The sequence below is a fragment of the Burkholderia sp. 22PA0099 genome, from assembly GCF_047497165.1.
Taxonomy (GTDB): Bacteria; Pseudomonadota; Gammaproteobacteria; order Burkholderiales; family Burkholderiaceae; genus Burkholderia.
The window spans coordinates 1,173,469-1,194,047 of sequence record NZ_CP163164.1 but is presented as its reverse complement, the minus strand read 5'-3'; the positions used below and the strand labels follow the sequence as shown (position 1 = coordinate 1,194,047).

The following is a 20,579-nucleotide window of genomic DNA, read 5'->3' as shown; positions in this document are numbered from 1 at the left end:
CCTTCCGGCGCGATGCCCATTTGTCCGTGTCGCCTGTTCCACTGGCTTCCCCGAGCGTTCGTGCCTGCCGCGTCGTCGTGCGGGCCGGCCGTCATGCATCGGACAAGGAGATCTCATGCCCCGTCTGCTCATCGTCGATGACGATGCCGACACCCGTGAAATGCTCGTCGCGCTCGCGCAGACGCGCGACTTGCCGTGCGACGCCGCCGCTTCGCTCGGCGAGGCGCGCTCGCGCATGCTGACCCAGCGCTACGACCTCGTGCTTTGCGACCTCGTGCTGCCCGACGGCAACGGCATCGAACTGTTCGACGATTTCCCCAAGCAGGACAAGCCGTTCGAGCTGGTGTTCGCCACCGGCCACGCCACGCTCGACACCGCGATCAACGCGATGCGCCAGGGCGCGTCCGATTACCTGATCAAGCCGTTCAACATGGCGCGCCTCGATACGCTGTTCAAGCGCGTCGCGCACGTGGAGGCGCGGCTCGACGAAGTGCAGGCGATGCGCGCCGAACTGGAGCGCGCCGGCCGTTTCGGCCGCCTGATCGGCAATTCGCCGGTAATGCGCACCATGTACGACGCGCTGGCGCGCGTGGCCGCCACCGAGGCCTCGGTGCTGCTGACCGGCGAATCGGGCACCGGCAAGGAAGTGGCCGCGCAGACCATCCACGAACTGAGCTACCGCAGCCGCAGCCCGTTCGTGGCCGTCAACTGCGGCGCGATTCCGGCCAACCTGGTCGAGAGCGAGCTGTTCGGCCATGACCGCGGCAGCTTCACGGGCGCCGACCGCCAGCACAAGGGCTTCTTCGAGCGTGCCCACGGCGGCACGCTGTTCCTCGACGAAATCACCGAAATGCCGGTGGAATTGCAGGTCAAGCTGCTGCGCGTGCTCGAAACGGGGCAGGTGATGCGGCTCGGCTCGTCGCGCGAAACGCCGGTGGACGTGCGCATCGTGGCCGCCACCAATCGCGATCCGTCGGGGGCCGTCGAGGCCGGCACGCTGCGCGCCGATCTCTATCACCGCATCAACGTGTTCCCGCTGGCGATGCCGCCGCTGCGCGAGCGCGGCGACGACATCGTGTTGCTGGCCGATACGTTTCTCACCAAGCTCAACCTCGATAGCGGGCGCGAGATGGCGTTCAGCGCCGGCGCGAAGGCCGCGTTGAGGCAGTACGCGTGGCCCGGCAACGTGCGCGAGCTGCGCAATTTCGTGCAGCGCGCCTGCATCTTCAGCGACGGCGCGCAGATCGACGTGCTGCCGCCGCCCGTCATGAACGCAGGCGGAAAGCACGAGCACGACGGCACGGTCAAGGCGCAGGCCGAGGAGATTCTCGGCGAGGGCCTGCGCACCGTGCAGGACGGCATGGCCGCGGCGCATCGCGGCGGCGGCGAGCGCGACTGAGCGTTGCCGCGCCGCCTTCGTCGGCATTTGTCGGCATCCGTCGGGATGCGAGCGGCGCGCCCGCGCCGCGCGCGTTCAAGGCTGCGCCGGCGTGTCTTCGTGGGCGCGCGCCAGATATGCGTTGACGATCTCGGGCAGGTGCTGTTCGAGCCAGTGCGCCATCGCGATTTCTTCCGGCAGGATTCGTTCGCACACGGTCAGCGTGGCCGTGTCGCCGGCCGTGCGCGCGGTGGAGATCAGCGTGCGATACGCGGCGATCTGAAAGTTCTCGAAGGCGAAGCACGAGATCGCGTTCTTGATCGGCTCGTCCGCCGAGAACATCGCCGTGAAGGCCTGCAGCGCGGCCAGGCTGCGCGCGCCGAAATCCTTGATTGCCGAGACGTCGCTGCCGCGCCGCCCCACGCATTCGCGAATCAAACGAGCGTGTTCCTGCGTTTCGCGCAGATGCTGCTCGAGGCGCGCTCTCAACGCCGGATAGTGTTCGAGCCGCCGCGCCATGGCGGCCAGCATCGTGCCGGCCTGTTCTTCCATCGCGTGCGCGTCACGCAGCCATTCGTCCAGATGCTCGTCGACCGAGCGCTTCGTTTGGGCCATGTCGGACTCCTGTCGATTGAGGTTCGGGCCGGCGAGCGGCGCCGGCAAGCGCGGCGGGGCGGGATCGGCCGGTCGTGCGCAACGGGATCGGACACGCCGGCTCCTCCGGGAAAGCGCCAAGCGCGCCACGCGTGAGAGGACGCAAGCGGCGGGCCCGACTACGGCACGCGGTGAGCGCGCGATCGGGCCGGCGCTTTTTGCAATCGCTTGTCAAAGTCTCCCGGCGGGGCCGGCATGCGCGGGGCCTGCGGGCCGGGCATGGCCTATGCGGCCCGGCAGGATGGCCGCGTGCGGATGAAGGCGTCCGCCTGCATGCCGACGATGGTGGATGGCCGCCGCGCGCGCCGGCTCGTGATGGCCGCCTGCGTCGCGCGAATCGCCTGACCGCCATCCCCGATCCCGTTTACGCACAGGAGCATCGATGACCGCCAACCCGTTGCCGTTGGGCCGCCGCCTGCACAGCCCCGAACCCGGCATTCCCGAGATTCCCGAAACCGATCCCGAGCCGTCGCCCGATCCCGGCCAGCAGCCCGACGAGGTGCCGCCGCCGTATCGCGAGCCGGACGGCGACCCGGTGCCGCCGGTGCGAGGCGCGACCACGCCGTAACGTCGTGACGCCACGCCGGGTGGCTGTCGAGCGCGCCTTTCGATGCTCTCGCGCGTCTTGCGTCGCGCTCGGCATGGCCCCGTTTGTTCCGACAAAACCCTCAGGGTCGCCAGCCGTTCGTTCTGCGTAGTTTTTGCACGGCACACGGATTACCGCCGCCGCGTCGCTGCATTGCCGTTTGCGCAGCAAAAACTGCCGGGCGGAATTGCCGCCCGCCGTCTCCTTCTTCTCTCGCCTGCCGGTCACTTCGACCGTTTCCCGCTCAAACCGAAAACGCACGCCCGGCGCGGCATCCGGAGCTTCCCTTACGTCCGCTTATTTTGGATTTTTTTATATTTTTTTCTCCCGATCATGTCGTCCGATAGAAAGCTTCTTTGCAGAAGGCCATCGTTTTCCTTTCGAGCGGATGTGCATGATGAGTCTCTCCCATCTCAAAGTTTCAATCTGCATTCCTACCTACCGGCGTGCCCATCTGATCGGCCAGTGTCTCGATTCCTGCCTGGCGCAGACCCATCGCAACCTCGAGATCGTGATCGGCGACGATTCCCCCGACGACCATACGGAACGCCTGATTCGCCGCCGCTACGGCGAGGACCCGCGCATTCGCTACACACGCAACCAGCCGGGGCTCGGCCAGGCGCACAACGTCACGAACCTGTTCCGGCGCGCGACCGGCGACAAGATCCTGCTGATCCACGACGACGATTTCCTGCTCGATTTCGGTGTGGAGCGGCTGCTTGCGGAATGGACGCGCCATCCCGATCTCGACGCCGCGTTCGGCAACCAGTACGTGGTCGATCACGACGGCCGCATCAACCGCGCGGCCACGCGCCGGCTCAACCAGATGTTCCATCGCTCGCGCGCCACGGCCGGCTTGCAGGCGCCGCCGGGCCGAGTGGGCCTGGTGCAGATGTTCCCGAACAACGGCTGGCTCGCCAATGCCGAGCTGGTCAAGCGGATCGGTTATGAGGATACCTACGGGTCCTGTTGCGATTACGTGTTCAATACACGGCTGTGTCTGGCCGCGCGGCGCATCAGCTTCGTCGATGCGTTCGTGTCGTGCTATCGCGAAACCGATGCGTCGATCTCGCAGGCCACGCGCCACACGATGCGCTCGGCCTCGCTGATGGCCTGGCACTTCGTCACGGAACTGGATCTGCCGCCCGATCTCGAACCGGCGCGGCGGCTGGCGTTGCGGCGGCTGGTGCCGATCGTGGTGTCGCTGTACGCGCGCAATCACGAGCCGCGCACGAGCCTGGAGATCGCGCTGGGCAACCTCGATGCGTATCGCTTCGGCTTCAGCCCGCGCCTCTATTACCACTTGCTGATGATGTGGCGCGGGCGGCATGGGCCGGTGGCGGCAAGCCTGCCCTGACGACGGCGCGCGGCGCGCGCAAAAAAAACGCCGACCCGAAGGTCGGCGGCGTGGCCGGTGGAGGCGCGCAAAGGCCCGCGATGCGTCAGGCGAGGCGCATCTTCCGCCGTTATTTCGGCCAGCGCCAGGCCGGTTCGCTCAGATGTTCGGCGAAGTAGTCGGACAGCGCGCCGACCTTGGCCGGCCGCGCGCGCGCCGACGGCGTGACGAAGTACAGGCCGCCCTTGGTGAGCGACCAATCGGTGAGCACCGCTTCGAGCCGGCCGTCGGCCAGATATTCGCCCGCGATGAATTCGGGCAGCTCGGCGAGCGCCATGCCGTCGAGCAGCATCGGCAGCAGCGCATCCGCGTTCGTCACGCGCAGCGGGCCGTTCGGCATCACCGGCTCTTCTTCGCCGGCCTCGTTGGTGAAGCGCCAGACATCGCTGCGCGCGCGATACGCGTACGACATGCAGGGCCGTTCGGCCAGATCGCGCGGATGCGCGGGCCGCCCCTCGCGTTCCAGATAGGCCGGCGACGCCACCACGTATTGGGTGACCGCGCACAACCGCCGTGCCACCAGCGACGAATCGGGCAGCGCCGCAATGCGCAGCGCCGCGTCGAAACCGTCGGCCACCAGGTCGACGGTCGAATCGGCCAGATGCAGATCTACCGATACTTCGGGGAACTGACGAAAGAAGCCCGGCATCAGCGGCGCGACCCAGCGCAGCCCGAACGACATCGGCACCGCGAGCCGCACCAGGCCGCGCGGCTGCACCGACAACTCGCGCGCCGCGCCCTCGGCCGCCTCGGCCAGCCGATAGATGTCGCCGGCGCGCTCGCACAGCGTGCGGCCGAACTCCGTCAGCGCGAGCTGGCGCGACGTGCGATTGAACACGCGCGCGCCGAGCCGGTCCTCCAGGCGCGCCACGCCGCGCGACACCGTGGCCACCGAGACGCCCATCGCCCGCGCGGCGGCGGCGAACGAACCTTCCTCCGCCACCTTGGCGAACATCGCGAGTCCTTCGAAATCAGGCAGTTTCGACATGGGCATTCATCATTTCAATTTTGCAACGTTGGTTTGCGATCCATTCTATTTCGGAAGTTCAGGGGCGTCGATAAGCTTCATCCATCGCAGCACACAAGCCGCCGCGAACGCCGCCAACCGGTGGCGTCAACCGATTCGACCGAACTCAGGAGAAACATCATGGCACGCAAGCTCGACAACAAAATCGCCCTCGTCACCGGCGGCACCAGCGGCATCGGCCTGGCCACCGCGCAACGTTTCGCCGCCGAAGGCGCGCACGTCTACCTGACCGGCCGCCGCCAGGCCGAACTCGATGCGGCGGTTGCCTCGATCCGCGAAGCGGGCGGCGCGGCCACCGGCCTGCGCGTCGATTCCACCCGGCTCGACCAGCTCGACGCGCTGTATGCGCAGATTCGCGAAGCGCACGGCCGCCTCGACGTGCTGTTCGCCAACGCCGGCGGCGGTTCGATGCTGCCGCTCGGCGAGATCACCGAAGCGCACTTCGACGACACGTTCGACCGCAACGTCAAGGCCGTGCTGTTCACGGTGCAGAAGGCGCTGCCGCTGCTGGCCGACGGCGCGTCGGTGATCCTGACCGGCTCGACGGCCGGCAGCGCGGGCACCGCGGCGTTCAGCGTGTACTCGGCCTCGAAGGCAGCGGTGCGTGCGTTCGCCCGTAGCTGGATTCTCGACCTGAAGCCGCGCCATATCCGCGTCAACACCCTCAGCCCCGGCGCGACGCGCACCCCCGGCCTGCTCGATCTGGCCGGCGACGACGCCGCGCAACGCCAGGGCCTGGCCGATTACCTCGCGGCGCAGATCCCGTTGGAACGCCTCGGCGAGCCGGAGGAAATCGCCAGCGCGGCGTTGTTCCTGGCCTCCGACGACGCCAGCTTCGTGAACGGCGCGGAACTGTTCGTCGATGGCGGCCAGCAGCAGATCTGACGGCCGGGGCCGGGCATGCACCACGCGTTGCCCGGCTCTTCAGGAGTGCGACACATCATGATCGAACATCGTCCCTTTATCGAACATCGTCCGTTTACCGCGCTTGGCGCGATCTCGCGCGACTGGCTCGCCGCGCGGCTGCATTTTCGCCACGGCGAGATCGGGCGGCCCGAGCACGGGCCGCTCGGCCCGCTGCATGTCTGGAACGACGACGAATTCGCGCCGCATGCGGGCTTCGGCCTGCATGCGCATCGCAACGTCGAAATCGTGACCTGGGTGCGTTCGGGCGCGATCACGCACGAGGACGACGCGGGCAATCGCGCGCGCATCGTGGCGGGTTGCGTGCAGGCGATGAGCGCGGGTGCGGGCGTGCATCACGCCGAACGCAACGAGGAGGACGTGCCGGCGCGGCTGTTCCAGATCTGGCTGCACCCGCGCACGAGGGGCGGGGCGGCGCGCTGGGCGAGCTGCTGCTGCGCGCCGGCGCGGCGCGAGGGCCGCTTCGTGACGCTGGCCAGCGGCTGCCCCGACGACGTGAAGGCGGGCGCGCTGGCCGTCAATGCCGACGCGCGTGTGCGGATCGCCACGCTGCGCGAAGGTGCGAGCCTGCCGTATGAAGTGCCGCCGGGCGGCGCGGCCTATCTGGTGACCGATCACGGGCCGCTCGAACTGGGCGGCGTGCGGCTCGCGGCGCGCGACGGCGCGGCGATTCGCGGTGGCCCGGCGCTCGTGCTGACGGCGCGGGCCGATACCGATCTGCTGATCGTCGAGTGGCGGCCGTCGGTTTGACTGCGTTGTTCCCGCCGGGGCCGTCCGCCGCTGTGCGGTCACGACGGCAGCGTCAGATCCTCCAGCCCCATCTGCTTGAGGAAGGCGGCCTGCTTCTCGTGATACACGGCGTCGATCGCCTCGGTGCCCTTGCGCTGGCCGTCGATCGTCACGCGCAATGGCCGCTGCCCGCGCGGCATCGCCAGTACCTCGACGGCGGCTTCGCCGACCGCGGATACGTCGAGCGGCCCGCCGTGGGCCGCGTCGATCGCCTCGAGCCGCGCGCCGAGCGTGGCGGCGCGGCTGGGCAGCGTGCCGTATTGCTGCTCGATGGCGGTGTAGGCGGGCGGGTTCGCGTCGGCGAAATGTTCGGTTCCCGAAGTAAAGGCGCCGGGCACGAGGATCGTGCTGTCGATGCCCGAGGGCTGCACTTCCATCGCCATCACCTCGGCCAGTGCGTCGCCGGCCGCCTTGCTGGCGATGTACGGGCCGAGGAACGGCTCGTGCAGGCGCGCCGTGGTGCTGCCGACATACATCAGCAGCCCATGCCCCTGCCGCCGCATCGCGGGCAGCGCCGCGCGATTGACGCGCAGCCACGACAGCGCGTTGGTATCGACGATGCGCGCCACCTGTTCCACCGAGAACGCTTCGGTCAGGCCCGTCATCAACATGCCGGCGTTGTTGACTACCGCGTCGAGGCGCCCGTGCGTCGCGACGATCCGGTCGACGGCCGCGCGGCAGCCTGTCTCGCACAGCACGTCCAGTTCGAGCACATGCAGCGCGAGCCGTTGCGCCTCGGCGATCCGCAGCAGCGCATCGCTGCGCGCCCGGTTCTTGCCGAGCGGATCGCGCATGCTGGCGTGCACGCAGTGCCCGGCCCGCGCCAGCGACAGGGCGATCGCGCGGCCGATGCCGGAACCGGCACCCGTCACCAGCACGACCTGTTGCGTATCGTGTGTCATGGTGCGTGCCTCGCTCAGGGCCGCGTGCGGATCAGCACCTTGCCGCGCGCGTGGCCGGTGGCCAGCTTTTCGAGCGCGGCGCGGGTGTCGTCCAGCGGGAAGATCGAATCGGTCACGATCTGCAATTGCCCCGCCGAGAATTGGCGCGCGGCTTCCGCGAGGAACGGCGTGGCGCTCGCGAAGAACACGGCTTCGCCCGTCAGGTCGCCCCGCGATTCGATGCCGAACGCCACCAGCGTCACGATCCGGCCGCCCGCGCGCAGCACCTGCCATGACCGAGCCAGCGTGTCGCCGCCGTGCATGTCCAGCACGAGGTCGATGTCGCGCAGCGCCGATACATCCTGCGTGCGGTAGTCGATCACTTCGTCCGCGCCGAGGCTCCCGACCAGCTCGACATTGCGCGCCGACGCCGTGGCGATCACGTACGCGCCGGCCAGATGCGCCTGCTGCACGGCCATGCTGCCCACGCCGCCCGCGCCGGCATGAATCAGCACGCGCTGCCCGCGTTGCAGGCGGCCGCTGTCGAACAGCGCCTGACGCGCGGTGCCGAACGCGGTGGGCATCGCGGCGGCCTGCTCGAAGCTCATGCTGGCCGGAATCGCGTGCACATCCGCCGCCGCGATCGTGATGCGCTGGGCGAATGCGCCGCCGGCAGTGGGCGCGCTGCGGCCGAATACGCGCTCGCCCACTTGCAGGCCGGTGACCTGCCGGCCCACCGATTCGACCACGCCGCTGAAATCGCTGCCCGGCACGTACGGGAATGCGATCGGAAACACGGTTTGCAGCGTGCCGGCCAGGATCTTCAGGTCCAGCGGGTTCGCGGCGGCGGCCTCGATGCGCACGACTACCTCGTCGTGGCCCGGCTCGCGCTGCGCGGTGTTGCCGATGACGACCCCGTCCGGGCCGCCGAAGGCGGTGACGATGGCTGCTTTCATGGTGCGCTCCTCGTTATGCCGATCGATCAGGACTGCTGCGGAAACTGGCCAAGCTGAAGGAACAGGCCGAACCAGTCCTCCATGTGCCAGGTGGTGGTCACGCGCTGGCCGTCCAGCTCGTGGAATTCGTGCAGGCGGAAGCTGACGTGCTTGCCGCTGGCCGGAATGCCGAACAGCTCGCCCTGGTGCGTGCCGGTGATTTCGGCGCGCACGCCGATCCTGCCGGGCACCTGGATCAGGTCGTGAATCACGATCTTCACGTCCGGGAACGCTGCGCCGAAGCTGCGGATGATCGGCTTGATGCCTTCGGGGCCGGCGCCCTGGCCCGGGGCCAGCGGGATGTCGTCCCAGTCGGGGGCCAGCACGGCGTCGACGAGGTCGGGGTTCTTGTCGCCGAACGCGCGGTACAGCGTTTCCACGGCGTGGCGCTCGGCGCTCAGGCGGTCGGAGTCGGACAAGGCGAGTTCATGGGAGGTGGCCGTCATGGTGGGTCTCGTTTCGCTTCAGGGTGGGAGTGACTGAAGTGTGCTGGCGGCTGTAAAATCCGTCCAACAAATGAACGATATAAATGATTATTTGAATCATGGATTTTCATGGCATCGACCTGAACCTGCTGGCGGCCTTCGACGCCCTGATTAACGAGCGCAACGTCACGCGCGCCGCGACCCAGGTTGGCGTGAGCCAGCCGGCCATGAGCGCGGCGCTGGCGCGGCTGCGCCGGCTGTTCGACGACCCGCTGTTCCTGCGCAGCGCGGGCGGCCTGCTGCCCACGCCGCGCGCCCGTGACCTGGCCGAGCCGATTTCGCAGGCGCTGCGCCAGATCGAGGCCACGCTGGTGAGGAAGCCCGCGTTCGAGCCGGGCCACGCCGCGCTGCGCTTCAACCTCGGGCTGGCCGATTACCCGGCGTTCGTATTGCTGCCCGCGCTGTTGCAGGCGCTCGGCGAGCAGGCGCCCGGCATCGCGGTGGACGTGCACGCGTTCAACGATCGCGATCACGCCGTCGACCTGCTCGATGCGGGCGCGATCGACGCGGCCATCGGCGTGTCGCCCACGCGCGCCGATGGCCGGATCATGGTGCGGCCGATCCTGCGCGACGCGTTCGTCACGATCGTCGCGCGCGATCACCCCGCTGCGCGGCGGGGCATGGACATGAACACGTATCTGGCGTTGCCGCATGTGCTCGCGTCGCCCGAGGGCGAGCGGCACGGGCTGGTGGATCAGGTGCTGGCGCAGCAGGGCAGGCAGCGCACGCTCGCGCTGACGCTGCCGCAGATGTTCGCGGTGCCGCTGGTGGTGGCGCGCTCGCGCATGACGGCCACCGTCATGAAGCGCGTGGCGCTCAGTTCGCCGGCCGGGCGGGAACTGGTGCTGTTCCCGCCGCCGGTGGCGCTGCCGGAGATCGTGATCCATCTGATCTGGCATCGCCGCAGCGATGCCAGCCCGGCCCAGCAGTGGCTGCGCGCACTGATCGAATCGATCGCCGCGCAACTGTGAGGCGCGTGGCGGGTCAGCCGAGCGTCACGAGCGCCTTGCCGGAGAACGCGCGCTGACGCAGCGCGTCGAGGTGCGCCGGCAGCGCGTCGAACTCGACGGCCACCTGCGCCTCGGTGGCGAGGCGGCCCGCCGCGATCTGCTGCAGGATCGCCTCGCCGGCCTTGACGACGCGTGCCCAGTCGTCGTCGCTGCCGTGCGGATGCAGCGCGGCGAGCGCGACTTCGTGCATCGACAGCGCCTGGCCGAACGGCGGATTCGGCCAGGTCGCGGTGCGCCCCTGAATGCACACCAGATGGCCGTTCGCGCCGAGCACGGGCGCGAGCTGCGCCGCGTGCTCGTCGTTCACGCTGTCGATCACGGCGAAGTAGCGGCCGGCGTGGGCGTCGGGCCAGCGGCTGCTTGCGTCGAGCGGGCCGTCGAAGCGGCGTTGCGCGCCGAGCGCGCGCAAGCGCGCTTCATGGCGCGGGTGGCACATCACGTCCACCTGAAAGCCGAGCGCCACGGCGAACTGCACCGCATACAGCCCCACCGCGCCACCGGCGCCGCTGATCAGCACGCGGCCCTGCTCGCGCAGCGGCAGCTTGTCGAGCGCGAGCCAGGCCGTCAGCGCCGGGCAGGGCATGCCGGCGGCCGTCGCCAGATCCACGCCGTCCGGCACGCGCAACACCGCGCGCGCCGCGACCGGCGTGTATTCGGCGAAGCTGCCGGGCGTGGCCAGATCGGTGTGATAGGCCACGCGCGTGCCGATCCAGTCGGCCGGCACGTCGTCGGCCACCGCCACCACGGTGCCCGCGCCATCGACGCCGGGCACCTTGCCGGGCGCCCAGTCGACCAGATCGCCGCCGAGCACCTTCCAGTCCACCGGGTTCAGGCCGATCGCGGCGTTGCGCACCAGCATCCGGCCGGGCGCGAGCGGCTCGGCCGCCACGTCGGCCAGACGCAGCGCGAGGGGATCGGCGCTGCCGGCCCAGGTCCAGGCGCGCCAGGTCGCGGGGGCCGCTGCGGTTGCGATTGGGGTTGGGGTCGTCATCGTCGTGGTCATCTCAGCAGTAGGCCCCGGCCGAAGAGGTCGGCTTCTCGGTGTGGAACGTGACGGCGGCGTCGACGCTGGTGACTGGCAGGCCGATATGCGAGAACGAACGGCGGGAGGTGACGGACATCCTGGGCTTTCCTTGCGAGAGAGAAGGCGTCAAGGGTAGGGCGCGGCGAGCCATAAGGAAACGCAGGTTTCATGATCGATTCGATGAATTTTGCTTATCGGTGGGCGCCCCGAATCGATGAAAAGTTGTCTCCCAGGCAACCACAGTGTCGTGGAGATTAATTTTGACGCGAATTTTCCACGTGTACCATGGCGACACTTTTGTTGCTCCCGGATACGTACACCGCATGCCCCGCAAACCCGTCACCGCCGATACGCCCAGCCTGCCCGACGAGCCGTCCGCCGCCATCGACGCCGCGCGCCGGCCCGCCGGCCCGCTGCGCCCCGTGCGCGAGGAGATCAACCTCGGCGAACGGCTGCGGGCGCTGCGCAAGGCGCGCGGGCTGTCGATCGAGCAGGTGGCGAACAGCGTCGGCGTGACCAAGTCGTTCCTGAGCCGCTTCGAGCGCGACGCCGTGTCGGCCTCGGTGGCCACGCTGCTGAAGGTGTGCGACGCGATCGGCGTGCGGCCCGGCACGCTGTTCGATCCGCCGGCCACCAACCTCGTGCGCGCCGGCGAAGGCCGCCCGATCAGCCTCGGCGGCGAGGGCATGCACGAATACCTGATCGCGGGCGTCGGCAACGAGCACCTGATGGCGCTGCTGTCGGTGATCGAGCCGGGCGGCGGTTCGGGGCCGGAGCCGTACAAGCTCAACGCGGCCGTCGATTTCGTCCACCTGAAGGAAGGCGAACTCGACATGGTGGTGGACGGCGAAACCTATTCGATGAAGGCCGGCGACACGCTGACCTTCCCGCCCACGCTCGCGCACACGTGGCGCAACCCGTCGGCGACGCAGCCGGCCATCGCGATCTGGGTGATCGCGCCGCCGATCTGAGCGAGCCCGCCATGACGCGCCTTCATGCCGGCCCGGCCGGCGCACCGAGCCTCGACCGGATCGATCACGCGATTCTCGACGTGCTGCGCCGCGATGGACGGATCACCTACCAGCGCCTGTCGGAGTTGGTGAACCTGACGCCGCGCCCGTGCCTCGAACGCGTGCGCAAGCTCGAAAAGCTCGGCGTGATTTCGGGCTACGGCGCGCTGATCGACATGAAGCGCGTGGCGCCGAACCTCACGCTGTTCGTGCAGGTGGCCCTGTCGAACCAGAGCGGGCGCGCGGCGCAGAAGGCATTCGAGACGGCGCTTGCCGGCGCGGCCTGGGTGCTCGACGTGTATCTGGTCAGCGGCCAGTTCGATTATCTGATTCGCATGGAGTGCCGCGACATGAGCCATTACCGCGAACTGACCGAAACCTGGCTGGCCGACGCGCGCTTCCATATCGACAAGATCGCGAGCAGCCCCGAGCTGGCCGCGCTCAAGCGCACGCTCGCGTACTGAGGCGACGATGCGACAAGGTTCATCGTGCCTCGTGAAAATAGATTCGTTCTGCGAATCATTTGATCGACGGAATCGGCTGGACTGCGCCGAAATTGCGACAGAAAACGGCGGCGCGCCGCGCCGATTTCGACAGATCCGGCGCTTTTTTCGATCCAATAATGTTCGCCCGCAGCCGGCCTCCGGCGCAGTGGCGCACCGACTGCCCAACCACCCTGCCCTGACCTCGTGAGATGACCATGAAACGCCTTGCCCGCACCCTGCTGATTGCCGCCGCCTTCTGTTCCACCTTCGCGCAGGCGAAGGAGTGGACGCAGGTCAACGTCGCCACCGACGCCACCTTCCCGCCGTTCGAATCGGCCGCGCCGGACGGCAGCCTGACCGGCTATGACATCGACCTGATCCACGCGCTGTGCGATCGCGCGCAACTGAAGTGCAACGTGATCAACGCGGCCTGGAGCGGCATGTTCCCGGGCCTGCTCGGCAAGAAGTACGACGCGCTGATCTCGTCGCTGAACATCACCGAGGAACGCAAGCGCGTGATGGCGTTCACCGACGTGTACGAATTCCCGGTCTACCGGTTCGTCGGCCCGAAGGCCGAGCATCTGCAGATCACGCCGGAAGGGCTGAAGGGCAAGACGATCGCCGTGCAGACGGGCACGCCGATGGACAACTTCATCACGCAGCGCTTCGGCAGCGTCGCCACGATCAAGCGCTACGAATCGGGCAGCGAGCCGTACCTGGACCTGGCCGCCGGCCGCGCGGATCTGCACTTCTCGTATCAGGCGCAGATCGACGCGAGCTTCCTGTCGAAGGCCGACAACGCGAAGCGCTTCGAGCTGATCGGGCCGTCGTATACGGGCAAGGACAGCAAGGCGCTCGGCGAAGGCGTGGCGATCGCGGTGCGCAAGCAGGACGACGACCTGCGCATGAAGTTCAACGCGGCGCTCGCGCAGCTTCGCAAGAGCGGCGATCTGAAGAAGATCAACGACAAGTGGTTCGGCGCCGGCTCGAACGTCACGCAATAAATCGCAGTCCTTACGCTTACCGGCCGCCTCGCGCGGCCTTATCGGCATCGACCATGATTCAGGAATACTTCCGCACCGTCCTCGCGGCCGGCACCGTCACGCTGGCGCTGGCCTTCGTGTCGATCGCGCTGGCCACGGCCTTCGGCCTGCTCGGCGCGATCTGCAAGCTTTCGCCCGACCGCCGCGTGGTCTGGCTCGCCACGATGTACACCACGGTGGTGCGCGGCATTCCCGATCTGGTCATCATGTTCATGGTGTTCTACAGCCTGCCGGGCCTCGTCAACCAGGTGCTGACGGCGCTCGGCAGCGACGCGAGCTTCGAGCTGAACCCGTTCGTGGCCGGCTCGCTGACGCTCGGGCTGATCTTCGGCGCCTACATGACCGAAACGTTTCGCGGCGCGCTGTTGCGCATTCCGCGCGGGCAGGCCGAGGCGGGCTACGCATACGGCATGACCGCGCCGCAGGTGTACCGGCGCATCCTGCTGCCGCAGATGGTGCGGCTCGCGATTCCCGGCTTCACCAACAACTGGCTGGTGCTCGTGAAGGGCACCGCGCTGGTGTCGCTGATCGGCCTGCACGATTTGATGTTCCGCGCGCGCGGCGCCGCCGAGGCGACCCGCGAGCCGTTCACGTTCTACGTGTTGGCCGGTGCGTTCTATCTGGCCGTCACGATCGTCTCGCTGGCGGCGCTGCACTGGATCGGCCGCCGCTTTTCGGCCGGCACGCGCGAGGTGCGGGGATGAACTGGGACCTGATCTGGGATAACGCCCCGATGTATGCGCAGGGGCTGCTGGAAACGCTGTGGCTGATGTGCGCCTCGGTGGCGATCAGCTTTGCGATCGCGGTGCCGCTGTCGATCGCGCGCGCCTCGCACCAGCGCTGGATCGCGTGGCCCGTGGCCGGCTACACGCTGGTGATGCGCGGCACGCCGTTGCTCGTGCAACTATTTATCGTCTATTACGGCTTCGCGCAGTTCGACTGGATGCGCGAATCGTTCGTATGGCCGTGGTTTTCGAACGCGAGCTTCTGCGCGATCCTGGCGTTCGTGCTGAACACCACCGCCTACAGCACCGAGATTTTCGCCGGCGCGATCCGCACCGTGCCGCGCGGCGAGGTGGAGGCGGCGCTGAGTGTCGGCATGAGCCGGCCGCTGCTGATGCGCCGCATCGTGTTGCCGTCGATGCTGCGCGCCTCGATCTCGCAATACGGCAACGAAGTGATCATGATGCTGCAGGCCACCTCGGTGGCGAGCACGGTGACGCTGCTCGACCTGACGGGCGTTGCGCGCTACGTCAGCATGAACTACTACATCTCGTTCGAACCGTACGTGACGGCCGGCGCGCTCTATCTCGCGCTGACGTTGCTGCTCACGCGCCTGTTCCGGTTCGCCGAGGCGCGCTGGCTGCGCCATCTCGCGCCGCGCGCGCACTGAGGTCCCGCCGATGCGTGCACCGCTTCATCTCGACCGGGTCGGCAATTGCATCGGTGCGCATGCCGTGTCGAGCGCGCCGCGCCGCGAGCGCCCGCGTCAGTTTCCGAGCGGCGCGCTGACGTAGCGTGCCGTCGCGCGGCCCGGCACGCCGGCCGCATTTCCTCACCGATTTATCAAGGAGTCCTGCCATGTCTTCCGTTCCGTTCACTCAATGCGACTTGTGGGGCGTGCCGTTCGACGGCGAATCCTCGCTCGGCTACCCGGGCTCGCGCTACGCGCCGGAGCGCGTGCGCAACGCCGCGCGCTGGATCAACATGCGGATTCAGGACGGCAAGGTTTACTGCCTGGAAACCGACGGTTTCTTCGAGGTGGGATCGAGCCTGCTTGTCGATCGCGGCGACGTGACGGTGTCGAACGACACGCTGGCGACGTTCGCGGCCACCGAGACGGCGGTGCGCGAATCCTTGGCGAACCGGCGCATGCCGATCGTGATCGGCGGCGACGACAGCCTGCTGTTCCCGGTCGCCAAGGGCGTGCATGACGCGCTGCCCGGCAAGATCGCGATCGTCCACTTTGATGCGCACCTGGACCTGATGGATTCGAGCGAGGCGCAAGGCCGCTTCAGTCAGTCGAGCGGGATGCGCCGCGCGCTCGAACTCGATCGCGTGGATTCGGATCACTGCATTCAGGTGTGCGAACGTCATTTCAACTTCCCGGCATCGGGCCGCTTCAAGCACGACACCGGCCTCGTGCATCTGTCCGCGCGCGAAGTGCTGCGCCTGGGGCCGGCGGCCACCGTGGCGAAGATCCTCGAACGCACGAAAGGCGCCGATCACATTTTCCTGTCGTTCGACATCGATGCGATCGACCCCGCGTACGCACCGGGCGCCGGCGCGCACGAGCCGGGCGGCATCAGCTCGGCCGAGGCGCTGGAGATGGTCGAGATGCTCGCGCCGCATTGCGTGGCGATGGCGATCACCGAAGTCAACCCGACCACCGACGTGGGCGACATGACCTCGACGCTCGCGGCCTATCTGGCGTTCTCGTTCGCGGTGTACGGGAGCCAGCGCGGCGCCTGATTCCGGCGCAGCGCAATCGGCTGCGCAAGCCGCTTGCAACAGCGGTTTCAGGCAGGGCGGAGCGGGGAAAACGCCACGAAACGCGAGTGGGGATCTGCAAGAATGACCGGTATCGATCGCACGGATAAAGCGCATGAATCGATCAGTCATCCCAATCAGTTTTCGCTCCGCCATGTCCCGACAAACCACCGATACCGTGCTGATGGTGCGCCCCGCGCGCTTCGCGTTCAATCCGCAAACGGCGCAGGACAACGCGTTCCAGCACGACGAACCGGCGCACGAACACGTGCATCGCGCCGCGCTCGCCGAATTCGACGGCTATGTCGATGCGCTGCGCGTGCGCGGGGTGGAGGTGATCGTCGTCGACGACACGCCCGAGCCGCCCACGCCCGATTCGATCTTCCCGAACAACTGGTGGTCGTCGCACGACGACGGCACGCTCGTGCTGTATCCGATGCGCGCGCCGAACCGGCGACAGGAGCGCGACGGCCCGGTGCTCGGCGCGCTGGCGAACCGCGTGGCGTGGCCGCGCACGTTCGACCTCAGCGCCTACGAGCGCGAGAATCGCTTTCTCGAAGGCACCGGCAGCGTGGTGTTCGATCGCGACGCGCGGCTCTGCTATGCGTGCCGCTCGCCGCGCACCGATGCCGGCCTGCTCGACGCACTGGCGCGCCGGCTCGGTTATCAGGCGTTCGCGTTCGATGCGGCCGACCGGCACGGCACGCCGATCTATCACACCAACGTCATGATGTGGGTGGGCACGACGCTGGCCGGCGTGTGCACCGAGGCGATCGTCGACGACACCGATCGGCGCGCCGTGCTCGGCGGCTTGCGCGCGGCCGGCAAGGTGGTGATCGAACTGAGCCTCGCGCAGCTCGGTGCGTTCGCCGGCAACATGCTGGAGGTGCGCGGCCGCGATGGGGCGCCGCTGGTGGCCGCATCGCGCACCGCTTGGGCGGCGCTCGACGGCGCGCAGCGCGACACCCTCGCCCGTCATGCCACGCCGATAGTGGTGGCAATCGACACGATCGAGCGGGTGGGCGGCGGCAGCGCGCGCTGCATGCTGGCCGAGGTGTTCGCGCCGGCCGGCCGCATGCAAGGGGCGCCGCGATCATGATGACGGTGCGCATGGCGCGGCCCGGCGATGCCGGCGCATTGCTCGCGCTGGCTCGAACCACGGGCGTCGGCATGACCTCGTTCATGCCCGATGCGGCGCTGATCGAGGCGCGCATCGCGCGCAGCGTGGCGACCCTGGCCGGCAGCTTGCCGCCCGCGCAGCAGGGCTACCTGTTCGTGCTGGAAGACACCTGCAACGGTTGCGTGGCCGGCGTGTCCGGCATCGAGGCGGCCGTCGGGCTCGACGCGCCCTGGTACAACTACCGGATCGGCCGCTTCATTCATGCGTCGAAGGAGACGGGCGTCAGCAGCGATGCCTCGGCGCTGTTCCTGTCGAACGACCACACCGGCCACAGCGAGCTGTGCACGCTGTTTCTCGCGCCCGATTACCGGCGCGACGGCAACGGCGCGCTGCTCTCGAAAGCCCGCTTCATGTTCATCGCCGCGTTCCGCGAGCGCTTCGCACGCTCGCTGGTGGCCGAGATGCGCGGCGTGACCGACGCGGCGGGTCGTTCGCCGTTCTGGGACGCCGTGTGCCGGCCGTTCTTCCAGATGGAGTTCCCCGCGGCGGATCGATGGGTAGGACTCGGCCGCAAGTCGATCATCGCCGAACTGATGCCGAAGCATCCGCTGTATCTGGCGCTGCTGCCGGCCGAGGCGCGCGCCGTGATCGGCGCGGTGCATCCGCACACGGCCCCGGCGCGGGCCTTGCTGGAATCGGAAGGACTCCGATTCAGTCAATACGTCGACATCTTCGACGGCGGCGCCACGCTGCAGGGCGAGATCGACCGGTTGCGGATCGTGGCCGACAGCACGCACCGACCGCTCGACGCCGCGCTGAGTGTGCGACACGGCCCGCAATTGCTGGCCAACGACGCGTTGCACGGGTTCCGGGTGGTGATCGGCAGCGCCGATGGCGATCCGGCGCGGCTTGGCGATGCGCTGCAATGCGAGCGCCATGCGCCGGTGCGATGCGCGGCGCTGCGCGCCACGCCCTCGAACGGTGCGGGCCGCGCACCGGCGCGGCGTGCGGCCTGAGTGTGTGCGGCGGCCCGCCTTGCCGGGCGGGGCCGCCGCCTTTGGTTCGATTCTTGCGTAACAAAAAGGCGCGGCAGCCGCTTCGGCCGGCCCGATCCAAACCGGGAGGACTCCGATGTATCGATCGCCCCAACTCACGCCCGAGCTGTTGCTGCTCCAGCACGCGTCGAACGGCGGCGCGCCCGTCGAGCGCGCGCTGTTCGTCCGCCTGTTGCAACTGATCGGGCTGCGCCGCGCGGGGCAAGCCGCCTGAGCGGGGCCGCTCGCGCTTTCACTGCGTGCGCCGGAAGCGCCGATCGAGCCGTTGCGACGCGCGATCGACAGCGCGAGCGAGAACTGAATAAGGGAAACCACTCGTCAGCGTTTCTACCAGGTGTGAATCAAGTCTGATCATTTGGGGCCGTAATAACGACGTGCGCCGGAGAATGGGAACAACCATTCGTATATCGAACCATTTCACGGACCAAGAATGAGAACCGCACGGGTCCGGCGTCCGGGTTTCGTTCGACCAATCGATCCATTCACATGCTTAAAAACCTGTCGATTCGCCATTGTGTGAACGCGATCATCGGCCTGTTCGGCCTTGCATTGATCGTCGGTGCGTTGCTCGGTGTGGTGTCACTGAACGCGGCGAATCACGACCTGAAGCAGATGTACACGGTCGATACGCCGGCCGTGGCCAACCTCGAAGGCAGCTCGGGCCAGTTGCTGCGCCTGCGCCTGTCGCTCGCCACCTACGACTCGCTGACGAACATCGGCGACGCGGCCGGCGCCGATTCGGCGTTCAAGCGTTCGGACCAATACATCAAGCTGTCGAACGAGCGTTTCGCGGCGTATCGGGCGCAGGTCGGCGACGATCCGGGCGCGCGCGGCCTGATCGACGACATGCAGAAGCGCCGCGACGACTTCATCCATCTGGGCATCGAGCCGGCGATGGCCGCGCTGAAGGCCGGCGACAAGGCCGCGTTCGGCGAGATCCAGGGCCACAAGCTGTCGCCGCTGTATTCCGCGTACGAAAAGGCGATGCTCGCGCTGGAGAAGCATCAGGTCGATATCGGCGAGGCGCGCTACGAGGCCGCGCAGCGGCAATTCTCGATGGTCATCGTGGCGGTGGCGGTGGGCCTGGTGCTGGCGCTCGCGCTGTCGCTGTTCGTGCGGATCTGGCTCGTCAAGGCGATCGTCAAGCCGGTGGATGCCGCCGTCGAGAGCTTCGGCCGCATCGCCGACGGCGATCTGACCGGCAAGGTCGAGGTCACGGGCCGTAACGAAATGGGCAAGCTCAGCGAGGCGCTGCGCAATATGCAGGACTCCCTGACATCCACGGTGGGCGCGGTGCGCAGCAGCACCGAATCGATCAACGTGGGCGTGGGCGAGATCGCGGCGGGCAACACCAACCTGTCGCAGCGCACCGAGGAACAGGCCGCCTCGCTGGAGGAAACCGCCGCCAGCATCGAGCAACTGACCTCCACCGTGAAGCAGACCGCCGACAACGTGCGCCAGGCCAGTTCGCTGGCCGAGGGCGCATCGGGCCTGGCCGCCGAGGGCGGGCAGCTCGCGCGCGACGTGGTGGGCACCATGCAGGAGATCGTCGGCGATTCGCGCCGGATCGGCGACATCGTCGGCGTGATCGAGGGCATCGCGTTCCAGACCAACATCCTCGCGCTCAATGCCGCCGTGGAAGCGGCCCGCGCCGGCGAGCAGGGCCGCGGCTTCGCGGTGGTCGCCAGCGAGGTGCGCTCGCTCGCGCAGCGCAGCGCCACCGCCGCCAAGGAGATCAAGGGCTTGATCGTCGAATCGACGCAGCGCGTGCAGACGGGCGCCGATCTCGTGGAGCGCTCGGGCACCACGATGAACGAGATCGTCACCGCGATCGGCCGCGTGAGCGGCATCATGAACGAGATCGCCGTGGCGTCGAGCGAGCAGAGCGACGGCATCGATCAGATCAATATCGCCGTGTCGCAGATGGACGAGGTCACGCAGCAGAACGCCGCGCTCGTCGAGCAGGCGGCGGCGGCCGCCGCTTCGCTGGTCGATCAGGCGCAGCGCCTGGGCGATGCGGTGTCGGTGTTCCGGATCGAGCAGCAGGCCGGCGCGGCGTCGTTCGCGCAGGGTGGGGCGGCGGTGCGAGGCGGGATGCGGGCGGGCGTGCCGCAGTTCGCCTGAGCACGAGCGGCGTATCGAAAGCGGCGGCAAAAGAACGATAAAAGCGAGGAACGATAAAAGCGAGTTTTTCTTGCGAATCGCGTGCCGCTTTCGCTCAAAAATT

At 68.2% G+C, this 20,579-nt stretch carries 23 protein-coding genes; 17 read left to right on the top strand and 6 right to left on the bottom strand.

Annotated elements, in window-relative coordinates:
• The first annotated feature begins 115 nt into the window (after positions 1 to 115).
• The gene (locus AB4851_RS05200) at positions 116 to 1,399 is read left to right on the top strand and encodes a sigma-54-dependent transcriptional regulator (RefSeq protein ID WP_414448724.1); all 1,284 of its coding nucleotides are present in this window, start codon (positions 116 to 118) and stop codon (positions 1,397 to 1,399) included.
• 75 nt (positions 1,400 to 1,474) lie between these two features.
• Here AB4851_RS05200 and AB4851_RS05195 read toward each other — a convergent pair whose 3' ends face one another.
• Complete coding sequence (locus AB4851_RS05195; RefSeq protein WP_414448723.1) at positions 1,475 to 1,993, bottom strand: ferritin-like domain-containing protein; 519 nt, start codon at positions 1,991 to 1,993, stop codon at positions 1,475 to 1,477.
• A gap of 207 nt (positions 1,994 to 2,200) precedes the next feature.
• Here AB4851_RS05195 and AB4851_RS05190 point away from each other — a divergent pair, with 207 nt between their 5' ends.
• The 3 genes from AB4851_RS05190 to AB4851_RS05180 all read left to right on the top strand — a co-directional run bounded on the left by AB4851_RS05190 (position 2,201) and on the right by AB4851_RS05180 (position 3,975).
• Positions 2,201 to 2,377 (top strand): hypothetical protein, encoded by a 177-nt coding sequence (locus tag AB4851_RS05190; RefSeq protein WP_414448722.1) that lies wholly within the window; start codon positions 2,201 to 2,203, stop codon positions 2,375 to 2,377.
• 37 nt (positions 2,378 to 2,414) lie between these two features.
• Positions 2,415 to 2,600 (top strand): hypothetical protein, encoded by a 186-nt coding sequence (locus tag AB4851_RS05185; RefSeq protein ID WP_414448721.1) that lies wholly within the window; start codon positions 2,415 to 2,417, stop codon positions 2,598 to 2,600.
• Positions 2,601 to 3,012: 412 nt separating this feature from the next.
• Positions 3,013 to 3,975, top strand: a complete 963-nt coding sequence (locus AB4851_RS05180; protein ID WP_414448720.1) for a glycosyltransferase family 2 protein — start codon at positions 3,013 to 3,015, stop codon at positions 3,973 to 3,975.
• 109 nt (positions 3,976 to 4,084) lie between these two features.
• On the opposite strand, the gene AB4851_RS05175 is transcribed toward AB4851_RS05180, so the two are convergent.
• Entirely contained in the window at positions 4,085 to 5,002 is a 918-nt protein-coding gene (locus AB4851_RS05175; RefSeq protein ID WP_414448719.1) for a LysR family transcriptional regulator, read from the bottom strand.
• Between the two features lie 159 nt (positions 5,003 to 5,161).
• Between AB4851_RS05175 and AB4851_RS05170 the strand changes: the two genes are divergently transcribed.
• Positions 5,162 to 5,926 carry an SDR family NAD(P)-dependent oxidoreductase gene (locus AB4851_RS05170; protein ID WP_414448718.1) on the top strand — a complete coding sequence of 255 codons (765 nt, stop codon included), beginning with the start codon at positions 5,162 to 5,164 and terminating at the stop codon, positions 5,924 to 5,926.
• 57 nt (positions 5,927 to 5,983) lie between these two features.
• The gene (locus AB4851_RS05165) at positions 5,984 to 6,715 is read left to right on the top strand and encodes a pirin family protein (RefSeq protein ID WP_414448717.1); all 732 of its coding nucleotides are present in this window, start codon (positions 5,984 to 5,986) and stop codon (positions 6,713 to 6,715) included.
• Between the two features lie 38 nt (positions 6,716 to 6,753).
• Here the strand turns inward: AB4851_RS05165 and AB4851_RS05160 are convergent, their stop codons facing one another.
• Genes AB4851_RS05160 through AB4851_RS05150 form a run of 3 tightly spaced genes read right to left on the bottom strand, consistent with a single transcriptional unit; the run spans position 6,754 to position 9,076 of the window.
• Positions 6,754 to 7,656, bottom strand: a complete 903-nt coding sequence (locus AB4851_RS05160; protein WP_414448716.1) for an SDR family NAD(P)-dependent oxidoreductase — start codon at positions 7,654 to 7,656, stop codon at positions 6,754 to 6,756.
• 14 nt (positions 7,657 to 7,670) lie between these two features.
• Entirely contained in the window at positions 7,671 to 8,591 is a 921-nt protein-coding gene (locus AB4851_RS05155; protein ID WP_414448715.1) for an NADP-dependent oxidoreductase, read from the bottom strand.
• Positions 8,592 to 8,617: 26 nt separating this feature from the next.
• Positions 8,618 to 9,076 carry an ester cyclase gene (locus AB4851_RS05150; RefSeq protein WP_414448714.1) on the bottom strand — a complete coding sequence of 153 codons (459 nt, stop codon included), beginning with the start codon at positions 9,074 to 9,076 and terminating at the stop codon, positions 8,618 to 8,620.
• A 98-nt stretch (positions 9,077 to 9,174) separates the two neighbouring features.
• Between AB4851_RS05150 and AB4851_RS05145 the strand changes: the two genes are divergently transcribed.
• Entirely contained in the window at positions 9,175 to 10,086 is a 912-nt protein-coding gene (locus AB4851_RS05145) for a LysR family transcriptional regulator (RefSeq protein ID WP_414448713.1), read from the top strand.
• Between the two features lie 13 nt (positions 10,087 to 10,099).
• On the opposite strand, the gene AB4851_RS05140 is transcribed toward AB4851_RS05145, so the two are convergent.
• Positions 10,100 to 11,116, bottom strand: coding sequence for a zinc-binding dehydrogenase (locus AB4851_RS05140; RefSeq protein ID WP_414448712.1), 1,017 nt, complete (start codon positions 11,114 to 11,116; stop codon positions 10,100 to 10,102).
• 356 nt (positions 11,117 to 11,472) lie between these two features.
• On the opposite strand from AB4851_RS05140, the gene AB4851_RS05135 reads away from it, so the two are divergent.
• The 10 genes from AB4851_RS05135 to AB4851_RS05090 all read left to right on the top strand — a co-directional run bounded on the left by AB4851_RS05135 (position 11,473) and on the right by AB4851_RS05090 (position 20,476).
• The gene (locus AB4851_RS05135) at positions 11,473 to 12,120 is read left to right on the top strand and encodes a helix-turn-helix domain-containing protein (RefSeq protein WP_414448711.1); all 648 of its coding nucleotides are present in this window, start codon (positions 11,473 to 11,475) and stop codon (positions 12,118 to 12,120) included.
• Between the two features lie 11 nt (positions 12,121 to 12,131).
• Complete coding sequence (locus tag AB4851_RS05130; RefSeq protein ID WP_414448710.1) at positions 12,132 to 12,623, top strand: Lrp/AsnC family transcriptional regulator; 492 nt, start codon at positions 12,132 to 12,134, stop codon at positions 12,621 to 12,623.
• Positions 12,624 to 12,859: 236 nt separating this feature from the next.
• The gene (locus AB4851_RS05125; protein WP_414448709.1) at positions 12,860 to 13,648 is read left to right on the top strand and encodes a transporter substrate-binding domain-containing protein; all 789 of its coding nucleotides are present in this window, start codon (positions 12,860 to 12,862) and stop codon (positions 13,646 to 13,648) included.
• A 53-nt stretch (positions 13,649 to 13,701) separates the two neighbouring features.
• A complete protein-coding gene (locus tag AB4851_RS05120) occupies positions 13,702 to 14,391 on the top strand; it encodes an ABC transporter permease (protein ID WP_414448708.1) in 690 nt (229 codons plus the stop codon).
• Positions 14,388 to 15,080 carry an ABC transporter permease gene (locus AB4851_RS05115; protein ID WP_414448707.1) on the top strand — a complete coding sequence of 231 codons (693 nt, stop codon included), beginning with the start codon at positions 14,388 to 14,390 and terminating at the stop codon, positions 15,078 to 15,080. Before AB4851_RS05120 ends, AB4851_RS05115 begins: the two co-directional genes overlap by 4 nt.
• A 188-nt stretch (positions 15,081 to 15,268) precedes the next feature.
• Positions 15,269 to 16,159: an arginase family protein gene (locus tag AB4851_RS05110; RefSeq protein WP_414448706.1), complete on the top strand. Its 891-nt coding sequence runs from the start codon at positions 15,269 to 15,271 to the stop codon at positions 16,157 to 16,159.
• A 172-nt stretch (positions 16,160 to 16,331) separates the two neighbouring features.
• Positions 16,332 to 17,276, top strand: a complete 945-nt coding sequence (ctlX, locus tag AB4851_RS05105; RefSeq protein ID WP_414448705.1) for a citrulline utilization hydrolase CtlX — start codon at positions 16,332 to 16,334, stop codon at positions 17,274 to 17,276.
• Positions 17,273 to 18,313, top strand: a complete 1,041-nt coding sequence (gene astA, locus AB4851_RS05100) for an arginine N-succinyltransferase (protein ID WP_414448704.1) — start codon at positions 17,273 to 17,275, stop codon at positions 18,311 to 18,313. The genes ctlX and astA overlap by 4 nt, the downstream gene beginning before the upstream one ends.
• 115 nt (positions 18,314 to 18,428) lie before the next feature.
• Positions 18,429 to 18,566 carry a hypothetical protein gene (locus AB4851_RS05095; protein WP_414448703.1) on the top strand — a complete coding sequence of 46 codons (138 nt, stop codon included), beginning with the start codon at positions 18,429 to 18,431 and terminating at the stop codon, positions 18,564 to 18,566.
• 272 nt (positions 18,567 to 18,838) lie between these two features.
• Complete coding sequence (locus tag AB4851_RS05090; RefSeq protein WP_414448702.1) at positions 18,839 to 20,476, top strand: methyl-accepting chemotaxis protein; 1,638 nt, start codon at positions 18,839 to 18,841, stop codon at positions 20,474 to 20,476.
• The last annotated feature ends 103 nt before the right edge of the window (positions 20,477 to 20,579 follow it).